Consider the following 16,020-nt stretch of genomic DNA (forward strand, 5'->3'; position numbering starts at 1 on the left):
GAGCAATCTTAAAATACCTAATATATGGTGGAATGACCCCATATTAAGTAAAAAAGCCCCTACCGTTAACCAATAGAGGCTTATATTCTCTTTATACCAATGAAAATTAAGGCTTATTTACCTCCTGTTTCACTGCGTTCTTTTACAATTCTATTTACTTCGTTGATTAATAATGGATAAGCCGGATAGGTCATTCCGTGGCCGTAACCATCCAACTCCATCAGGCGAGTTTGTGTATGCCCGGCAACTTTCATCATGCGCATCATGTAGGCATTTTCTTCGTACCTGCCCAACATTTCTAACTCTCTGTCACCAGTAATTAATAACATGGGTGGTGCATCTGCACGCACATGGTAAAGCGGCGCTAATACATCTACAATTGGTTGAGTTGCTGGAATACCTCTTTCTTCTCTCACCGTCATGTGGGTAATGGTATGCCCGCTAAAAGGAATTAAACCTGCAATTGAGTTTGCATCTATATCGTAAACATCTAACCAAGATTTATCCAAACCAACCATACTGGCGAGGTAACCACCTGCCGAGTGTCCAGACACAAAGATTAAAGACGGATCGCCACCGTAACTCTCAATATTTTTAAAAACCCAAGCAACCGCAGCCGCAGCATCTTCTATATATTTAGGTGCTTTAATTTTTGGATAAAGTCGGTAATTAACAGACACTACACAGACACCTTTGTTTTTAATTGCATCGTCTATGTGTTTGTTACCCCCCGTTAAACCACCACCATGAAACCAAACAATTGTTGGGAAATTCTTTACATTTTCAGGATAGTAAATATCCAACTTGCATCTTTCTGCAATGTACTCGTCTGACTTTCTATCTTCATCGCTATAGTAAGGAACATTTTCGGTGAGTTTGTAAGTAGCTTCTTGTGCTGATACTACCATTGCCCAACAAATAAAAAGGGCAGAAATTAATGTTTTTTTCATCTTCTAGTTTCAGATTTATTTAGACTTTATTTCTATCACATAGGAAGTAATTGTTTTAATCGCACTTCCTTTGGCATTACTAAATTCGTATACATCGCAAAATGCATATTTTTCTCCATTTTCCAATATCATTTCTCCATTTGTCGCGCCTTCTTTTCCATGAGTAACAATACTTTTTAACACTAGCTCTTTGGTTTTTGTAGCCTTCATGGCTTCGAGTGTTTTTACAAAATCCGGTTTCCCTTCAATACTTTTATCACCAATCATATTCCAAACAATATTTTCTGTTACACTATCGCTAATGAGTGCTACATTACCCTCTGCAAAGGCAATATTGAGTGTTTTAAGGAAAGCAACTTTAGGTGAGTTACCACAATCTGCATCCATGCTAACTTTTACCATTATTTTTATTCTTTAGGTGTAAATCAGTATATTCATAAAAATAATATTTCTAGACATACTTTTCGGAAATTCTAAATAATGAGAGGGCTATTAAGTCTTTTTTTTGAAGAAAGCTAATACTTTAAATTAAACAAAGTCAGGCTGTTCATTTGTTTGTTTTTTAGATTAAATTCGGATGAATGTTGCTATTGACATTATATCATTTTACTGAAACTAGCTATATGTGGCTTAGAACCAGATTTAAATTAACTTTCGACATTATCATTCCCACTCCATTTATACTAATGTTAAGGCCACGAAGTGGTGCACAACAATGGATTGCAAAAGAGGAATATAGAATTTCGCCCAATGTACCTGTGGTTGAATTTACAGATAACTATGGAAACTTGTGCCAAAGACTTGTTGCACCACCTGGAGCATTTTCTATTCATACTTCTGCCGATGTAAAAACCGCTGATGTTATTGACCAAGCTCCCGGAGCTAGTTTTGTAGAAGTTCAAAATTTGCCTGAATCTGTACTGAGTTATTTATTACCAAGTAGGTATTGTGAGTCTGACCGTTTTAGTGAAATGGCTTCTTCCATTACCGCTGGGTACAATGCAGGTTACGATCAGGTGAGTGCTATTGAAAACTGGTTAAAAAAAAATATCAAATATGTTCCCGGAAGTAGCCAATACCCGCTATCGGCAGTTGAAGTAAACAAGAAACAATCGGGTGTTTGCCGCGACTTGGCACATTTAGGCATCGCATTATGTAGAGGACTTAGCATTCCAGCCCGTATGGTTGTTGGCTTTCTACACCAGTTAGAACCTATGGATATGCACGCTTGGTTCGAAGCATTTATTGGAGGGAGGTGGTATACCTTCGATGCCACTCAAAAGACACTAAGAGGAGGTTATGTAGCAGTAGGCTTCGGTCGTGATGCCGCTGATGTAGCTGTTTATAATCAGTTTGGCCCAGCGGTTTATCCTTCATCACAAATGATACAAGTAGAGTTAATCCCTCAGGAGTATTAGGTTTTTAATATCAATGCGTTATCAAACCTAAATGATAATTTCAATTATTATCTCTTTGTAAAAACCAGTGATCATCAAGTTTTTCTTCACTTAGTGTATTAAAGTACAAATCATCTGTATAAACAAGGTAGATATTTGGTATTGAACCGTTCAAAAAACCTCTCTTAACCAGAAACTTAATTGCTAATTTATTGCTAGAATCAAGCAATACATCAACTGTATTATTAGCCTTAGAAACATTACCATACCTATCTGATAAACTGATTTTTGTATTAGTATTCAAATTGAGTTCTTTAATGTAATTTACTACCTCATACCTTTTCTCACGGTTTAATGAGAAATCCATTTTTATAAATAACTCTGTTAGAATCGAACCTGCATAAACAACTACTACAAGTAGTAATAAAGGTAAAAATACTCTTAGTTTATATTCTTTAAAATGTTTGATTCCATTTATTAGTAATGCAACAATTAAGAAAAATACACATAAGGGAATGATAATAAACTCTATGGTATTTATAAGCCAACTGGTAGTAATCCAGTATTCCCAAATACTACAACAGACACTAAATATCAAGAGCAAAGTCGCAAACCTAATTTCAAACTTCATTGTAGTAATTAATCAAATAAAAGGGCTTTGCCTATGATGCTATTTCACTAATTACCTTATTATTTCTATTACTTTGGATAGATAAGCTAATTAGCCCAGCCGCAAATAAAATTGCCCCACCAACAAATGGAAAACCTGCTCCAACTAAATCTTCTAAAACAGGAGAAAATAAAAATGGTAAACAATAGAGCATTCCTGCACCACCAAGAAAAACAGCTAACAAGCCACCCATATTCGCAAAACGTTGCATAGAAAAGATTGGCTGTAGTACTATTTCTTTCTTGATTATATCTTGTTTCAAGCTATTTAAATCCTTTTCTCCATACTGTTCTATTGAACAATGTTTTACAGGAATTGTGTTTCTGCCTTGAATAAAATCTTTATAAAAACTTCTCCATTTATATGGTAATAAAACAAAACCGAAAAGAAAGATAGTTATACTAGGTAAGGTAACATTTCCATTGCCCAACATAAATGCTTGGAGTCTAATCTCATCAACTGGATTCATGTTAAAGCCTAATAAAACATGTTTTAAATCATGAGATTCATAACCTGGAACTAACCTCAAATTATGTTTATCTAAACATTCTGCAATTTCTCTTCCTAAAGTACCTTGTTTCAATTGTCTAAGTTTATCAACCTTGTCTTCATAAATTTTCATTTGATAAAACTGCTCAATAAACCATACAGACAACCTAAATGAAAGTCTAATTATTGATTCTGGAATTAACTTGAGTTTGTCCATTTTATATTTTTATACTAATTAAAGCATCAAACTAACTAAAATGGGATAAATAAAAAACCCGAAAGGAAATTCCCTTCGGGTATACAAGAGTTTGTCTAATAACATCTGAACCAGATCATGAAATTTTAGTTAACAAATATCATTCTTCTCCTGCATCTGTTAGTGGATAGCTAAACATTACTTGTGCTAACCTGACACTTGAGCCGTCGTCAAATACAACTGTCAGTCTCATGGTGTTATCTTCTCGACTTATGCCAAACACGCCGGTTGCAATCCAGAAATTACCCGGCCCCCAATAATCTTCAGACCATTCGTCTAGGTTAAGTGTATAATCAAAATTATAAGAACTGTTTCTTTCAGCATCACTCAATTTAATACCTTCGTAACCTACCCAACCTTGCGGAGAATTAGAAGAAATAGTGGGTAAATGTTGAATTTCTACAAAAATGCTATCTACTACTCTAGCATCATTGGAGTTGATGGTAACATTAAAATTGATGTCTCTGTAATTACTCTCTAATGGATTAGGAAGACGAAAAGTGCGACCACCTTCTGCAAAACCTGTAGTTACTCCACCAGCGCTCACCTCCCAGTTTTCTTCTGTTACTTGAGGCTGAGGTGCTTCTATAGTAGTAAAAAGATTATCTTCTTCGCAAGAAACCAGTAAAATTGGCAAAGCGAAAAACAAATATCTGATAAATGATTTTATATAATTCATTATGAAATCCTTTAATGTTCAAATTTTAGTTTACATCCCAAAAAACCGGAATGGTTACATCCTGTACTTCGGTTGAGATATTGGCATTGGCAGTCGTTTCTGTTGGCGGAATTGGGAAACGCAAAGGAAATGGACCACTCGTAGATAAAGGCGTATTTAAATTATCTGGATAGCCTGTTCTTCTAAAATCTGTGTAAGATTCTATGCCATTGCCAAACATGGCTACATACTTTTCCATCATAATTATTTCTAGCTTTTCTTCGTCTGTAGTAGCTGCATTATAAGCTTCTATTCTAGCTGTTATGTAATCATCGGCACCTTCAATAGACATTCCACTAAAAGATGAGACATCTGCCATAGCTGAGGATATAGCAGCCTCAAGTAATTCTGCTGGGTCGCCTGTGGTACCCAATGTTAAAGCCGCTTCTGCTTCTATAAACATCAACATGGTATAGGTAATCATAGGAAAAATGCCATCACCTGCTCCAGATGTACTTGAAACAGACTCGCAACTTCCGTCATCATATTTTCCACCAATCGGATAAATACCAAAAGTAGTTCTGTCTTCATCGTCGCCAGCACTAGATGTTTCTCCTCCTATTCTTCCTGAAAATGTACATGCCGCCTGATTGTAAAAATAGAAAGGTAACCTTGGGTCGTTGTTTCCGACCAAAACACTATTCATATAGGTTGACATGGAGTTTTCTAAACTACCAGCCGCATAATCTGCTTGATAGTTCGGATGTCTGTTTTCTGGTGTATTTGACGCTCCGTATCTGAGTGAATAATTATCGGTTGATGATTCTATAAGATTGCCATTAGCCATTAACTGGTTAATTTGGGTGGTTGCCATCGCTGGGTCAACCAAACGCATTTGGTTATACATTTTTAACTTCAATGAATTTCCCATACGTTTCCAAACATCCAAATCTCCTCCGTATATTAAATCATCATCTGCTAAGGTCAAATTAGACTCTTTTTCAAGATCAGCTAAACCTTCGTCAATTAAAGTAAAAATTCCATTATAAATATCTTCGCCCTTGTCAATTTTGGGATCGAAGTTGATGTCTCCTTTTAAAGCTTCTGAGAAAGGAACATCTCCAAATAAATCTACCAAAACACTAAAAACATATGCTTTTTGTAGCTTGGCAATTCCCGAATAATTAAAATTCCCGTTAGCCTCGCCTTGCTCTATAATTGTCTGAAAATCGATTAAACCACCACCATACAAATGAAATCCCCATGCATTGTTGTAGGTACTGCCATCGAAACCGTAATCATCAAACCGGCCATTAATGTAATGCTGTACCATGGTTGCAGCACCTCTTTCTAACATAGAAGAAATTCCAAGTATGGCATTTGCCTGAGCTGCTGGCAATAACAAGTTTTCACTAGCCTCAGCAGGAAAATTTGGGTCTGTATTTATATCGAGAAAATCGCTATTACTACAAGATGTTGAAAGGAAAATAGCAGGCATTAAAGCTATTAACCATTTATAAAAATATTTTTTCATGTTGATCTAATTTGATGTTTTTGATGCTTTACTGATTAGAAAGTTACCTGTAAACTCACTCCATACCTTTTAGCATTGGGTACATAAGCATACTCCAAACCTTGAATATTACCAGAGCCCTGTCCGTTGGTTTCTGGGTCAAATCCATCTGGCATATTTGGTGCATTAAACCACAAGTTTCTACCAATTAAATTGATGGTAGCGGAGCCTATAAAAGTATTGGTAAGTAAAGATTCTGGTAAGGTATAGCCCAGACTTACTTCTCGAAGTCTAATTACTGTGGCATCATACACTGAAAACTCAGATGGTGCATTAGACGATGTTCTCCAGTAATAATCATTTGCATCGATGTAATTGTTGTTAGGCATTTTATTGCCGTTTTCATCCAAAATCGGATTGCCTAATACATCGCCAAGCACTCCCGGTAATAGATAAGATTGTTGGCGAGCATCACCTTGTGCAGTAGAAGCCAAAACGCCTCTTCCTCTCATTTCTGATAGCGTATTAGAAAGTAAATCTCCACCTTGTTTCCAGTCGATTAAGGCATAAAGGCTTATTCCTTTGAAACTAATAGTATTGCCAATACCTAAAATAAAATCGGGGTTCGGATCACCTATAATTACTGTAACATCTGGGTTGGTACGGTAATATCCTGTAGAGGGATCTACAATCATATTTCCTTCGTCATCTCTAAAAACTGACGTTCCTTGAATAACCCCATATGGTTCACCCGGAACAGCATAGGAACCTACTGAAGTAAAGTTACTCGAATTAGCCCCCACAGATGAAAGAGAAAGTCTTTCCAAACCATCTACTAGCTTGGTTACTTTGTTTTCTACTTTAGTGAAATTGGCAAAAATATCCCATTGAAAACTATTAGTCAGCTTTACCGGAGTTACATTTAGGCCTAGCTCGATTCCTTTGTTGGTTAACTCACCTGCATTAGTAACCTGCGAGCGAAATCCTGAAGATGGTGAGCGAGAAACTGAGAAAATCAGATCGGTAGTGGTTCTATCGAAGTAAGTTGCATCTAGTGTAAGTCTACTGTTAAAGAAATGAAGTTCTGTTCCAAATTCAAATTCTGTAGTAAATTCAGGTTTAAGGTTAGAGTTACCTAAACTACCTTGAGTTAACAACCCAGGAACGCCTTTAAATGGAAAAACTACCGAACCTAAAAATGTACCTTCATTAGGACTACTGTACAATCTTGCTTGTGTTCCATATATACCTGCACCACGACCTACTCTACCCCAAGCAGCTCTCAATTTACCATAGTTCAATATTTTACTTTGCATTTTGAAGGCATCAGTAAATATGAAACCTAAAGTTGCTGCTGGATAGAAATAACTGTTATTACCTAATGGAAGCGAAGAAGACCAGTCGTTTCGGGCAGTTAAACCCAGAAATAGATAATCTCTGTAATCCAGACTTATGTCGCCAAAAACACCAACTAATCGCGATTTACCATAAGTACTGATCAAGTTATTTGCTTGAGTTACATTTTGTGTATTGTCGATATCATCTATCCCAAAAACAATAATACCTGTTCCTTTAAGAATTTCTCTGTCAGACTCTTGTTGGTTGATGTTATGCCCAAAAGTACCTCTAATGTGGAAATCTTCATTAAGATCTTTTTCTGCAGTTACGATTAAGTTCGATTCAATCTGGCGGAAATAATACTCGTCTTGTGTAATGGAACCGATGCCATTATCAGCCTGAGAAGATGGTGCAAAAACTTGTTTATTGGTTTGGTTATAGGTATCCATGCCTATTTTGTAGCTCACATTTAGCCAATCGGTAATATCATAACCTATATGTGCATTAGCAAAAACCCTGTTTAAGCGTGAAGTATAAGGGTTTTCGTATACTGAAAACAATGGGTGATCTTCACCTGATCTGTAGTGATTATCTTCATTACTTTCTGTAATATATGGATATTGATAAGGATCGTAAGAGCGAGGCATATACCATAGCTGAGTAGAAAAGCCTGAACGGACAACGCCACCACCACCTGTAGGAGCTCCTTGTTGGTCAGAATCTATATAGGTTACAGCTCCACCAATGTACAAACCATTATCCAACTGAGCATTTCCACCTACTTTAATGTTTGTTCTTGTGAGTTCAGAATTTGGTATCATACCTTGTGTATAAACATTACTCGCAGTTACTACCAAATTTGCTTTCTCATTTCCTCCTCTTATAGAAATAGAGTTTTCTAGATTAGAACCTGTTTTAAAAAAGTCTTTAACATTGTTTGGATACAATTGATAAGCAACTCGATTGTTTTGCCAATCCCAGATAGAATCAAGATCGTTTACAGATGGTCCCCAACTACCAAAAAAGGCATTACTAAAAATACCCGAACCACCTCCGGTAGTTCCTCCTTGCCCAAATCGGCTCTGCAATTCAGGAATTCCAGCAACTTTTTCTATGGTATAAGAACTTCTAAGAGTTACTTCTAAGCCTTTATTAGAACCCGAAACCCCAGATTTTGTAGTGATTAAAATTACACCATTTGCTGCCCTTTCTCCATAAAGTGCCGCCGCAGCGGCTCCTTTTAGCACACTTATAGATTCAATATCGTTGGGGTCGATATCTGAAGCCCTGTTGGCATAAGGTGCACCAGAAACCAAAGTATTATCTGTTCTAATACTGGAATTATCAAAGGGGATTCCATCTACAACAAATAATGGCTGATTACTTCCTTTTAAAGATGAAATTCCCCTAATGTTGATATTGGTTGAGGCACCTGGCGAACCGTTTGAACCTTGAATATTTACACCCGGTATTTTACCAGATAATGATCTAATTACATCCGACTCTGCTTTTTGTGCAATGCTTTTACCTTTAATTTCAGTTACTGCATAGCCCAGTGCTTTCTTAGATCTTTCGATTCCTACAGCGGTAACAATTACTTCTGAAAGTACCTGATTACTTGATTTTAAGGTGAAATCTATTACGGAGTTATTTCCGATTTCTACTTCGGCAGTTTCGTAGCCAACATAGCTCATTACCAAAGTTGTTGTTCCCGATGGTAATGCAATTCTGTACTTTCCATCCACATCTGTTACTGTTCCTTGTGAGGTACCTTTTAGCAAAATGGAAACTCCCGGAAGTGGTGATTTATCTTCTTCAGAAAAGACAGTACCGGTTATTGTTCTTTCCTGTGCCAGACTCAATTGAGAAATCAGACAAAAAGCTGACATACAAAAGAGCCTGAAGCAAATCTGTAATGATTTAATCATACGAAAAATGATTTGTTAAAAAATTAATTTGACACCCAGAAATATGTTGTTATTGCGGGTAGGATTTCTTCAAATTTGGCAAAAAATCAATTGAAAATACATCACTAGGAATTGGTTATTTTTAGGGCAAAAAAGTCTCCCCTGTTTTGTGGCAAGAATTAAATTAACCCAAATACACATTGTTATATAAATAACCAAACAACATACTTATCTGCCATTTAAATAAAAATCAGATTGGTAATCCTACAAAAACAAGGATTGAATAACAGGTAAAACGAAATAAAGAGGATTGAACAACTCCCCCCAATAAGAGTTATTCTGTATGTTAATTTTGTTAAAAAAAAGTCAAATTCAGTTAAATAGCAGTTAATTTATATTGAATTTCGTATAGTAATTCACATAGAATGGGGTATATACTATTCCATTACAAAAAATTATACTAGCTAAAACCATAACCATGATTAATTTATCATTTTTTTCAACTACAAAATTATTTGTAATTATCAAGCATTTTTCTTGTACTTAGCAAGTGTTAAGTTACAAACCCCTCCACAAAATCTTTCTATTAGCCTGAATACCAGATAGATACAATTATAGCATTTTAATGAATTGGAGATAGCTTATTGTAAATATCAATTATTTAAATGGTGAGATACTTCAGCAGAAGTTATATTACTAGTTTAAATTATCTTAATAAATAGATAGATAGGAATGTGAAAATATTGGCAAGCTTAATCGAGAAATAGATTGATCAGTAATATCTACCATTAAAAGTTAATATCTGCCTGAAACCCTTTTCTCATTAGCAATATTAAAATTATATTAATTAAATTGTGGATAATATTTTGTTTTAATATCCAGCAAACATGAACATAAAACAAAAGGCATCTAAAATCTCTTTGAGTTTTTATATCCAGTAGATCAAATTATGAATTTAAATAAAAAAATAATGAAGAAGATCATTCTTATTATAATCCCTATAGCCCTTTTGGTCTTAGGGTTTGTAGCAATTGAACCTACTACACCTTTACATAATTTAATAACACAAACTACAAACGATAGCACTGGAGTACTTAAACCAAAACCAGAGCATTACAAAGAAGCCGCACTTATTGCAGCTATATTAAACCAACACCATTACAGTAAAGTAAAAATTGACGATTCACTATCTAGTGCAATCTTTGAAGAATACGTAAACTCTTACGATAGTTACCATATCTACTTTACACAAGAAGACTTAAACTCATTTGAAAAATACCGTTATCAGCTGGATGATCTTTTATTAAATGGTGATGTAAATTTTGCTTTTGATGTTTTTAAAGTTTTTAGAGAAAGATTTAATGAGCGCATGAGAGCTATTCCGGGTATTCTTAAAACTGGATTTGATTTCACTAAAGATGAATACATTGAAGCAGACCTTCCGAAAACTTGGTATGCAACACAACCTGAGATAGATGATGCATGGAGAAAACTTTTGAAAAGCCAAGCTTTAAACATGAAGTTGGCAGGTAAAGAAACAGAAGACATTAACAAGACCATTCAAGATCGTTATGATAGATATGAAAAACTAATTTCGCAATACAACAGCGAAGACGTATTTCAGCTTTATATGAATTCTTTTGCAGGCACCTTTGACCCTCACACCTCTTATTTCTCCCCTATTAGTGCAGAAAACTTTGAGATTGATATGAGCCTTTCTCTTGAAGGAATCGGTGCAAGACTATATTCTAAAGACGACTATATTACATTTAGCGAAATTATACCTGGTGGACCAGCATTTAAAAGCAAAAAACTATTTGAAGGCGATCGTATAGTTGGTGTTGCTCAAGAAGGAGATACTTCTTTTGTAAACATAATTGGTTGGAGAACAGACGATGCAGTGCAATTGATTAGAGGCCCTAAAGACTCTAAAGTATCACTTCAAATTTTAGATGCTGAAGCTACTATTGGTGCAATTCCAAAAGAAATAACAATAGTAAGAGATAAAATAAAATTAGAAGAACAAGCTGCTACCAAAGAGATTGTTCCAGTAACATATAAGAACAACCAATATAATATTGGCGTAATCAACATTCCTTCTTTCTACAGAAACTTTGAGGCTCAACGACAAGGAGACGAAAACTTTGAAAGTACGCAAAGAGATGTGAAAAGAATTCTAAATGAATTGAAAGCAGAAAATGTTGATGGTGTTTTAATTGACCTTAGAAGAAATGGTGGTGGTTCTTTACAAGAAGCCATTGAGCTTACCGGATTGTTTATCCCAGATGGACCAGTAGTGCAAGTAAAAAATGCAGATGGTTCTATTGATGTAGGTACAGATCCTGATCCTGAAACTGTTTATGATGGACCATTAGCTGTAATGGTAGATAGATTTAGTGCTTCTGCTTCTGAGATTTTCACTGGTGCAATTCAAGATTATAAAAGAGGTGTGATTATAGGCGAGCAAACTTTTGGTAAAGGTACTGTTCAAAACTTAATTGCATTAGATAGATTTATACAGAACAGCGATGAGAAACTAGGTCAATTAAAATTGACATTGGCTAAATATTATCGCATTAACGGAAGCAGCACTCAACATTTGGGTGTGAGCCCAGATATTGCATTTCCTTCCCCATTTTCTGCTGAAGAATACGGTGAGAGCGCTCAAGCTAATGCCCTTCCTTGGGATCAAATTAGATCAACTGTATATCAGACAATGAATCAAGTTGATGAAAAATTGATTGATCGTTTAAATATCTCTTACAGCCAAAGACTTAAAACTAACAAAGAGCTGCAAGAATTAATAGAAGGCATTGAGTATATCAAAGAGAATAAAGGAAAAGATCAAATTTCTTTGAATGAAGAGGTTAGAAAAGAAGAGCTAGAAGAAGAAGAAGCCAAAAGAGAGAAAATGAAGATCTCTGATTCGGATGAAGAAGGAGAAGGAGAAAGTGAGAAGAAAGACGATGACATCTATTTGAAAGAAGGAACATTAATATTAGCAGAGATGATTGCGAATGTTGGATAATCAACTATCATTTCAAATTACAGAAGGCCGACTGGGAATCTCCCAATCGGCCTTTTTTTTAATTAATTATAGGTAAAAAAAAGCCAACTCATATAACAATGCATAAAGCAAGCAAGCTGAAAAGTCATTTTTCCAAATAGCTAATTAAGCATAATTAAATTTAAAATTACCAAATCGTTAAAGTGAGATAAAAAAAAATAAAAAATATTTAAACTTAAAAGTACCCATTTTTATCAGTCTTGAAAGGCTGTACATGACTCAAAAAACAAAATATTATATTGTCTATGCCAATTATGTAGCAGCGTTAAAAATCCACTACCCTATTCCTATATATTAAAAAACTTTCAATAAAACACATGTTTAATTGAAAATTTTTTAAATAAACTATCTATTGATTACATTTGCAGCATTAAATGATCTGATTGCTAAGACTAAATAATAATTGCTTGAACTAATCAAGTGTAGGTTATCTTTGTTTTAAAAGTAAAGCATAAGATATCTATTATTTAAATCATTATTCATATAGACACTATAGTATGACGAAATACTACTTTAGCAATTTCTTAAAACCTCCATATACTATTAATTTTTTCAAAATCAGTTTTTCATCCTTTTACCACTTAAAATTTAAGCCTTTAATATAGTCTTATTTTTTAAGCATCGATTTTCCTTAACCTCACATTAACTAACATGTTAATGCTGGCACTGCTGTGTTAGCACGCTAATTTTTATCAATAATTTAAATTTATAACAATGAGGAAAAGACTACTTTTAATTTTCTTTTATCTCTGCGCCGCTACCGGCTTGGCAATGGGACAAGAAAGAACAGTAACAGGTACAGTAGTTTCTACAGAAGACGGTTCAACACTTCCTGGTGTTAACGTATTAATTAAAGGTACATCAACTGGTACTATTACTGACATTGACGGTAACTACAGAATAACTGTTCCCGGAAACGATGCAGTATTACAATTCAGTTATGTTGGTTTTTCTACAAAAGAAGTTACAGTTGGCGCTCAATCTACAGTTGACATAGATTTAGGCCCAGACTACACTGAAATATCAGAAGTGGTTGTAGTTGGTTATGGAACTAAAAGAAAAGAAGAACTTACTGGTTCTATTGAAGTTGTTGGAGCTGAAAAACTTGAACAACTACCTTCATCTTCTTTCCAAAGTGCATTACAAGGTAGTGTAGCTGGTATGCAAGTTACCACTACTGATGGTGCTCCAGGAGCTGGAATTTCTGTAAGAGTTAGAGGAGTTGGTTCTATTAATGCTTCAAACGATCCATTATATGTAATTGATGGTATTCCAGTAAGTTCTGGAAGTATCTCTCAAACTGACTTTGGTAATGGGGGAAGAAGCTCAAATGTACTAGCTTCATTAAACCCAAATGATATTCAGAATATAACAGTTCTTAAAGATGCATCATCAACTGCTATTTATGGTTCAAGAGGTGCAAATGGTGTAGTATTAATTACTACAAAAAGTGGTGCTGCTGGTAAAGCAAAAATAGATTTAAAAACTCAAGTAGGTTTTTCAGATTTTGCTTATAACAACCTTTTAGAACCTGTAAATGCAGATCAATACACAGAACTTTTTCATGAAGGAAACATTAACAGAGGATATACCCTCGAAGAATCACAGGAAGAGTTTAATACTAACTTTCCCGATCTAGCTAATACAAACTGGTTAGATGAAATGACTCAAACTGGTGTTAGTCAACAATACGATTTAAGTGCAACTGGTGGTAGTGATAAAGTTACATATTTCCTTTCTGGTGGTTATTACAATCAAGAAGGTGTTACAAAAGAAAATAAATTCGAACGATTTTCAGGCCGTGCTAATGTAAAAGCAAATCTTTCTGAAAAATTAATAGTTTCTAACAACATCAACCTTTCTCAATTTACTCAGAGGGGTATTACTGATGGAACTGCATGGGAAGCGCCTTACTACCTTGCTTCATTATTACCTCCAACTATTCCTGTAAAAGATGACCAAGGAAGATATTATGGTGATCACACCAATATCATGGGTGGTAATAATCCCGTAGGTCAACTTTATGACAATACTCGAGAATTAAAACAAACTAGAATCATCGATAATATTACTGCAACTTATGATATTATAGAAGATCTAACTTTTAGTTCGAAATGGAGTTTTGATATCCTAAATATCAACGAGTTTATTTTTGAAAATGGTCGATATGGTGATGGTAGAAATATAGGAGGCTTTGGTAATACAGCCACAACAAGTGAAATAAACTGGATTGGTACTCAAACATTGCAATACAGCAAAACCTTTAATGAGGATCATAATTTTGATATATTAATAGGTTATGAATCTCAAAAAGTAACAAGAGATATAGTAGAAACAGAGGCCCAAAATTATCCGCATCCTGATTTACAAGTGTTAGCTAACGCTTCAACACCTACAGCAGCATATAGTAATAAAACAGATTATTCATTTCTTTCATATTTTTCAAGAATTAATTATGACTTTGCTGGCAAATATTATGGTTCTGTTTCTTTACGAAGAGATGCATCATCAAGATTTAGCCCAGAAAACAGATGGAGTACTTTTTGGTCTGTTGGAGGTGGTTACACCATTAGTGAAGAAGCTTTTATGGATAATGTTTCATGGGTAAACAATCTTAAATTGAGAGCCAGTTACGGTGTAACAGGTAATGCAAACATTGGTAACTTTAGTTGGGCAGGATTATATGAATTTAGTAATATAAACTACCAAGATGGCCCAGGAGGTGTTCCAAGTCAAGTAGCAAACTCTGCACTTACATGGGAGTCTCAAGAAAACTTTAACATAGGTATTGATTTTCTACTGTTAAATAGCAGGTTATCAGGTAATATTGAATACTTCATCAGACAATCTACAGATTTAATTCTTGACCGACCTCTTTCTTATACCACGGGATTTCAAAGTGTAACACAAAATGTGGGAGATATGAGAAACAATGGTGTTGAAATTGCCTTAAACGCTAATTTAGTTCAAACCCCGAACTTTACTCTAGATTTAGGTGGTAACATTACCTTCCTTAATAATGAGATAACTCATCTACCTGAACCTTTTGTTGACCCAGATTTTGATGAGTTTAGAAGAGAAGAAGGCCGCGACTTCCAAGAGTTTTACTTATTTGGTTGGGCAGGAGTTGATCCTGATAATGGAGATGCTTTATTTTACACTGATGGTACTAAACAAGAAACTACAAATGATATTAATGAAGCATCACGTTTCTACGATGGTAAAAGTGCATCACCAGATTACTATGGAGGTATTAATTTAAACGCAGCTTACAAAGGTTTATCTCTAAACTTCTTTTTTAACTATCAATTCGGAAACTATGTATATGATGGGCCAGGATGGGTTATCCATAGTGATGGACGTTACTTTCCAAGAAGTACTTCAGTATACGCTTATGAAAACAGATGGCAACAACCAGGTGATGAAGCATTATTTCCTAGATATGTAGCAGGTAATACAAGTGGATCAAATACTCAAAACTCATCAAGATATTTATATAAAGGTGATTTTATACGTCTTAAAACAATCAACCTTGCTTACGACTTTCCAGCTACTATTACTAGCAAACTAAATGTACGTTCACTTAGAGTTTACACAAACTTGAACAACTATTTCACATGGGTAGCTGATGATGATTTGTATTTTGATCCTGAACAATCTACAAATGGTATTTATAATACTATTACTCCCTTATCTAAATCAATTAACCTTGGTATTAATATCGGCTTCTAATTGATGGTATAGATAATTTGTGAAATAATTAAATTAAAAAAAT

10 protein-coding genes are annotated in these 16,020 nt (G+C 34.8%); 3 read left to right on the plus strand and 7 right to left on the minus strand.

Annotated features, from left to right (window positions below; translation table 11 throughout):
- Positions 1-113: 113 nt before the first annotated feature.
- Positions 114-950 (minus strand): alpha/beta hydrolase, encoded by an 837-nt coding sequence (locus OQ292_RS02015; RefSeq protein ID WP_284684378.1) that lies wholly within the window; start codon positions 948-950, stop codon positions 114-116.
- 15 nt (positions 951-965) lie between these two features.
- Entirely contained in the window at positions 966-1,352 is a 387-nt protein-coding gene (locus OQ292_RS02020) for a nuclear transport factor 2 family protein (protein WP_284684379.1), read from the minus strand.
- Positions 1,353-1,531: 179 nt separating this feature from the next.
- Here OQ292_RS02020 and OQ292_RS02025 point away from each other — a divergent pair, with 179 nt between their 5' ends.
- Positions 1,532-2,368 carry a transglutaminase family protein gene (locus tag OQ292_RS02025; RefSeq protein WP_284684380.1) on the plus strand — a complete coding sequence of 279 codons (837 nt, stop codon included), beginning with the start codon at positions 1,532-1,534 and terminating at the stop codon, positions 2,366-2,368.
- 40 nt (positions 2,369-2,408) lie between these two features.
- Here OQ292_RS02025 and OQ292_RS02030 read toward each other — a convergent pair whose 3' ends face one another.
- The 5 genes from OQ292_RS02030 to OQ292_RS02050 all read right to left on the minus strand — a co-directional run bounded on the left by OQ292_RS02030 (position 2,409) and on the right by OQ292_RS02050 (position 9,160).
- On the minus strand, positions 2,409-2,978 hold the full coding sequence (locus tag OQ292_RS02030) for a hypothetical protein (protein WP_284684381.1): 570 nt from the start codon (positions 2,976-2,978) through the stop codon (positions 2,409-2,411).
- Positions 2,979-3,009: 31 nt separating this feature from the next.
- Entirely contained in the window at positions 3,010-3,723 is a 714-nt protein-coding gene (locus OQ292_RS02035) for a hypothetical protein (protein WP_284684382.1), read from the minus strand.
- Between the two features lie 139 nt (positions 3,724-3,862).
- The gene (locus tag OQ292_RS02040; RefSeq protein ID WP_284684383.1) at positions 3,863-4,441 is read right to left on the minus strand and encodes a hypothetical protein; all 579 of its coding nucleotides are present in this window, start codon (positions 4,439-4,441) and stop codon (positions 3,863-3,865) included.
- Positions 4,442-4,466: 25 nt separating this feature from the next.
- Positions 4,467-5,954, minus strand: coding sequence for a SusD/RagB family nutrient-binding outer membrane lipoprotein (locus OQ292_RS02045; protein ID WP_284684384.1), 1,488 nt, complete (start codon positions 5,952-5,954; stop codon positions 4,467-4,469).
- A 35-nt stretch (positions 5,955-5,989) separates the two neighbouring features.
- Complete coding sequence (locus OQ292_RS02050) at positions 5,990-9,160, minus strand: SusC/RagA family TonB-linked outer membrane protein (RefSeq protein WP_284684385.1); 3,171 nt, start codon at positions 9,158-9,160, stop codon at positions 5,990-5,992.
- A gap of 988 nt (positions 9,161-10,148) precedes the next feature.
- Here OQ292_RS02050 and OQ292_RS02055 point away from each other — a divergent pair.
- Both OQ292_RS02055 and OQ292_RS02060 read left to right on the plus strand, forming a co-directional pair.
- A complete protein-coding gene (locus OQ292_RS02055; RefSeq protein ID WP_284684386.1) occupies positions 10,149-12,206 on the plus strand; it encodes a carboxy terminal-processing peptidase in 2,058 nt (685 codons plus the stop codon).
- Positions 12,207-12,959: 753 nt separating this feature from the next.
- Positions 12,960-15,977 carry a SusC/RagA family TonB-linked outer membrane protein gene (locus OQ292_RS02060; RefSeq protein ID WP_284684387.1) on the plus strand — a complete coding sequence of 1,006 codons (3,018 nt, stop codon included), beginning with the start codon at positions 12,960-12,962 and terminating at the stop codon, positions 15,975-15,977.
- Positions 15,978-16,020 lie beyond the last annotated feature (43 nt).

The organism is Chondrinema litorale (genome assembly GCF_026250525.1).
Lineage (GTDB): Bacteria > Bacteroidota > Bacteroidia > Cytophagales > Flammeovirgaceae > Chondrinema > Chondrinema litorale.

Bases quoted from the DNA above. Each gene is read 5' to 3' on its own strand.
- OQ292_RS02020 (WP_284684379.1), bottom strand. From the start codon at position 1,352: ATGGTAAAAGTTAGCATGGATGCAGATTGTGGTAACTCACCTAAAGTT.
- OQ292_RS02045 (WP_284684384.1), bottom strand. From the start codon at position 5,954: ATGAAAAAATATTTTTATAAATGGTTAATAGCTTTAATGCCTGCTATT.
- OQ292_RS02040 (WP_284684383.1), bottom strand. From the start codon at position 4,441: ATGAATTATATAAAATCATTTATCAGATATTTGTTTTTCGCTTTGCCA.
- OQ292_RS02030 (WP_284684381.1), bottom strand. From the start codon at position 2,978: ATGAAGTTTGAAATTAGGTTTGCGACTTTGCTCTTGATATTTAGTGTC.
- OQ292_RS02060 (WP_284684387.1), top strand. From the start codon at position 12,960: ATGAGGAAAAGACTACTTTTAATTTTCTTTTATCTCTGCGCCGCTACC.
- OQ292_RS02055 (WP_284684386.1), top strand. From the start codon at position 10,149: ATGAAGAAGATCATTCTTATTATAATCCCTATAGCCCTTTTGGTCTTA.
- OQ292_RS02035 (WP_284684382.1), bottom strand. From the start codon at position 3,723: ATGGACAAACTCAAGTTAATTCCAGAATCAATAATTAGACTTTCATTT.
- OQ292_RS02025 (WP_284684380.1), top strand. From the start codon at position 1,532: ATGTTGCTATTGACATTATATCATTTTACTGAAACTAGCTATATGTGG.
- OQ292_RS02050 (WP_284684385.1), bottom strand. From the start codon at position 9,160: ATGTCAGCTTTTTGTCTGATTTCTCAATTGAGTCTGGCACAGGAAAGA.
- OQ292_RS02015 (WP_284684378.1), bottom strand. From the start codon at position 950: ATGAAAAAAACATTAATTTCTGCCCTTTTTATTTGTTGGGCAATGGTA.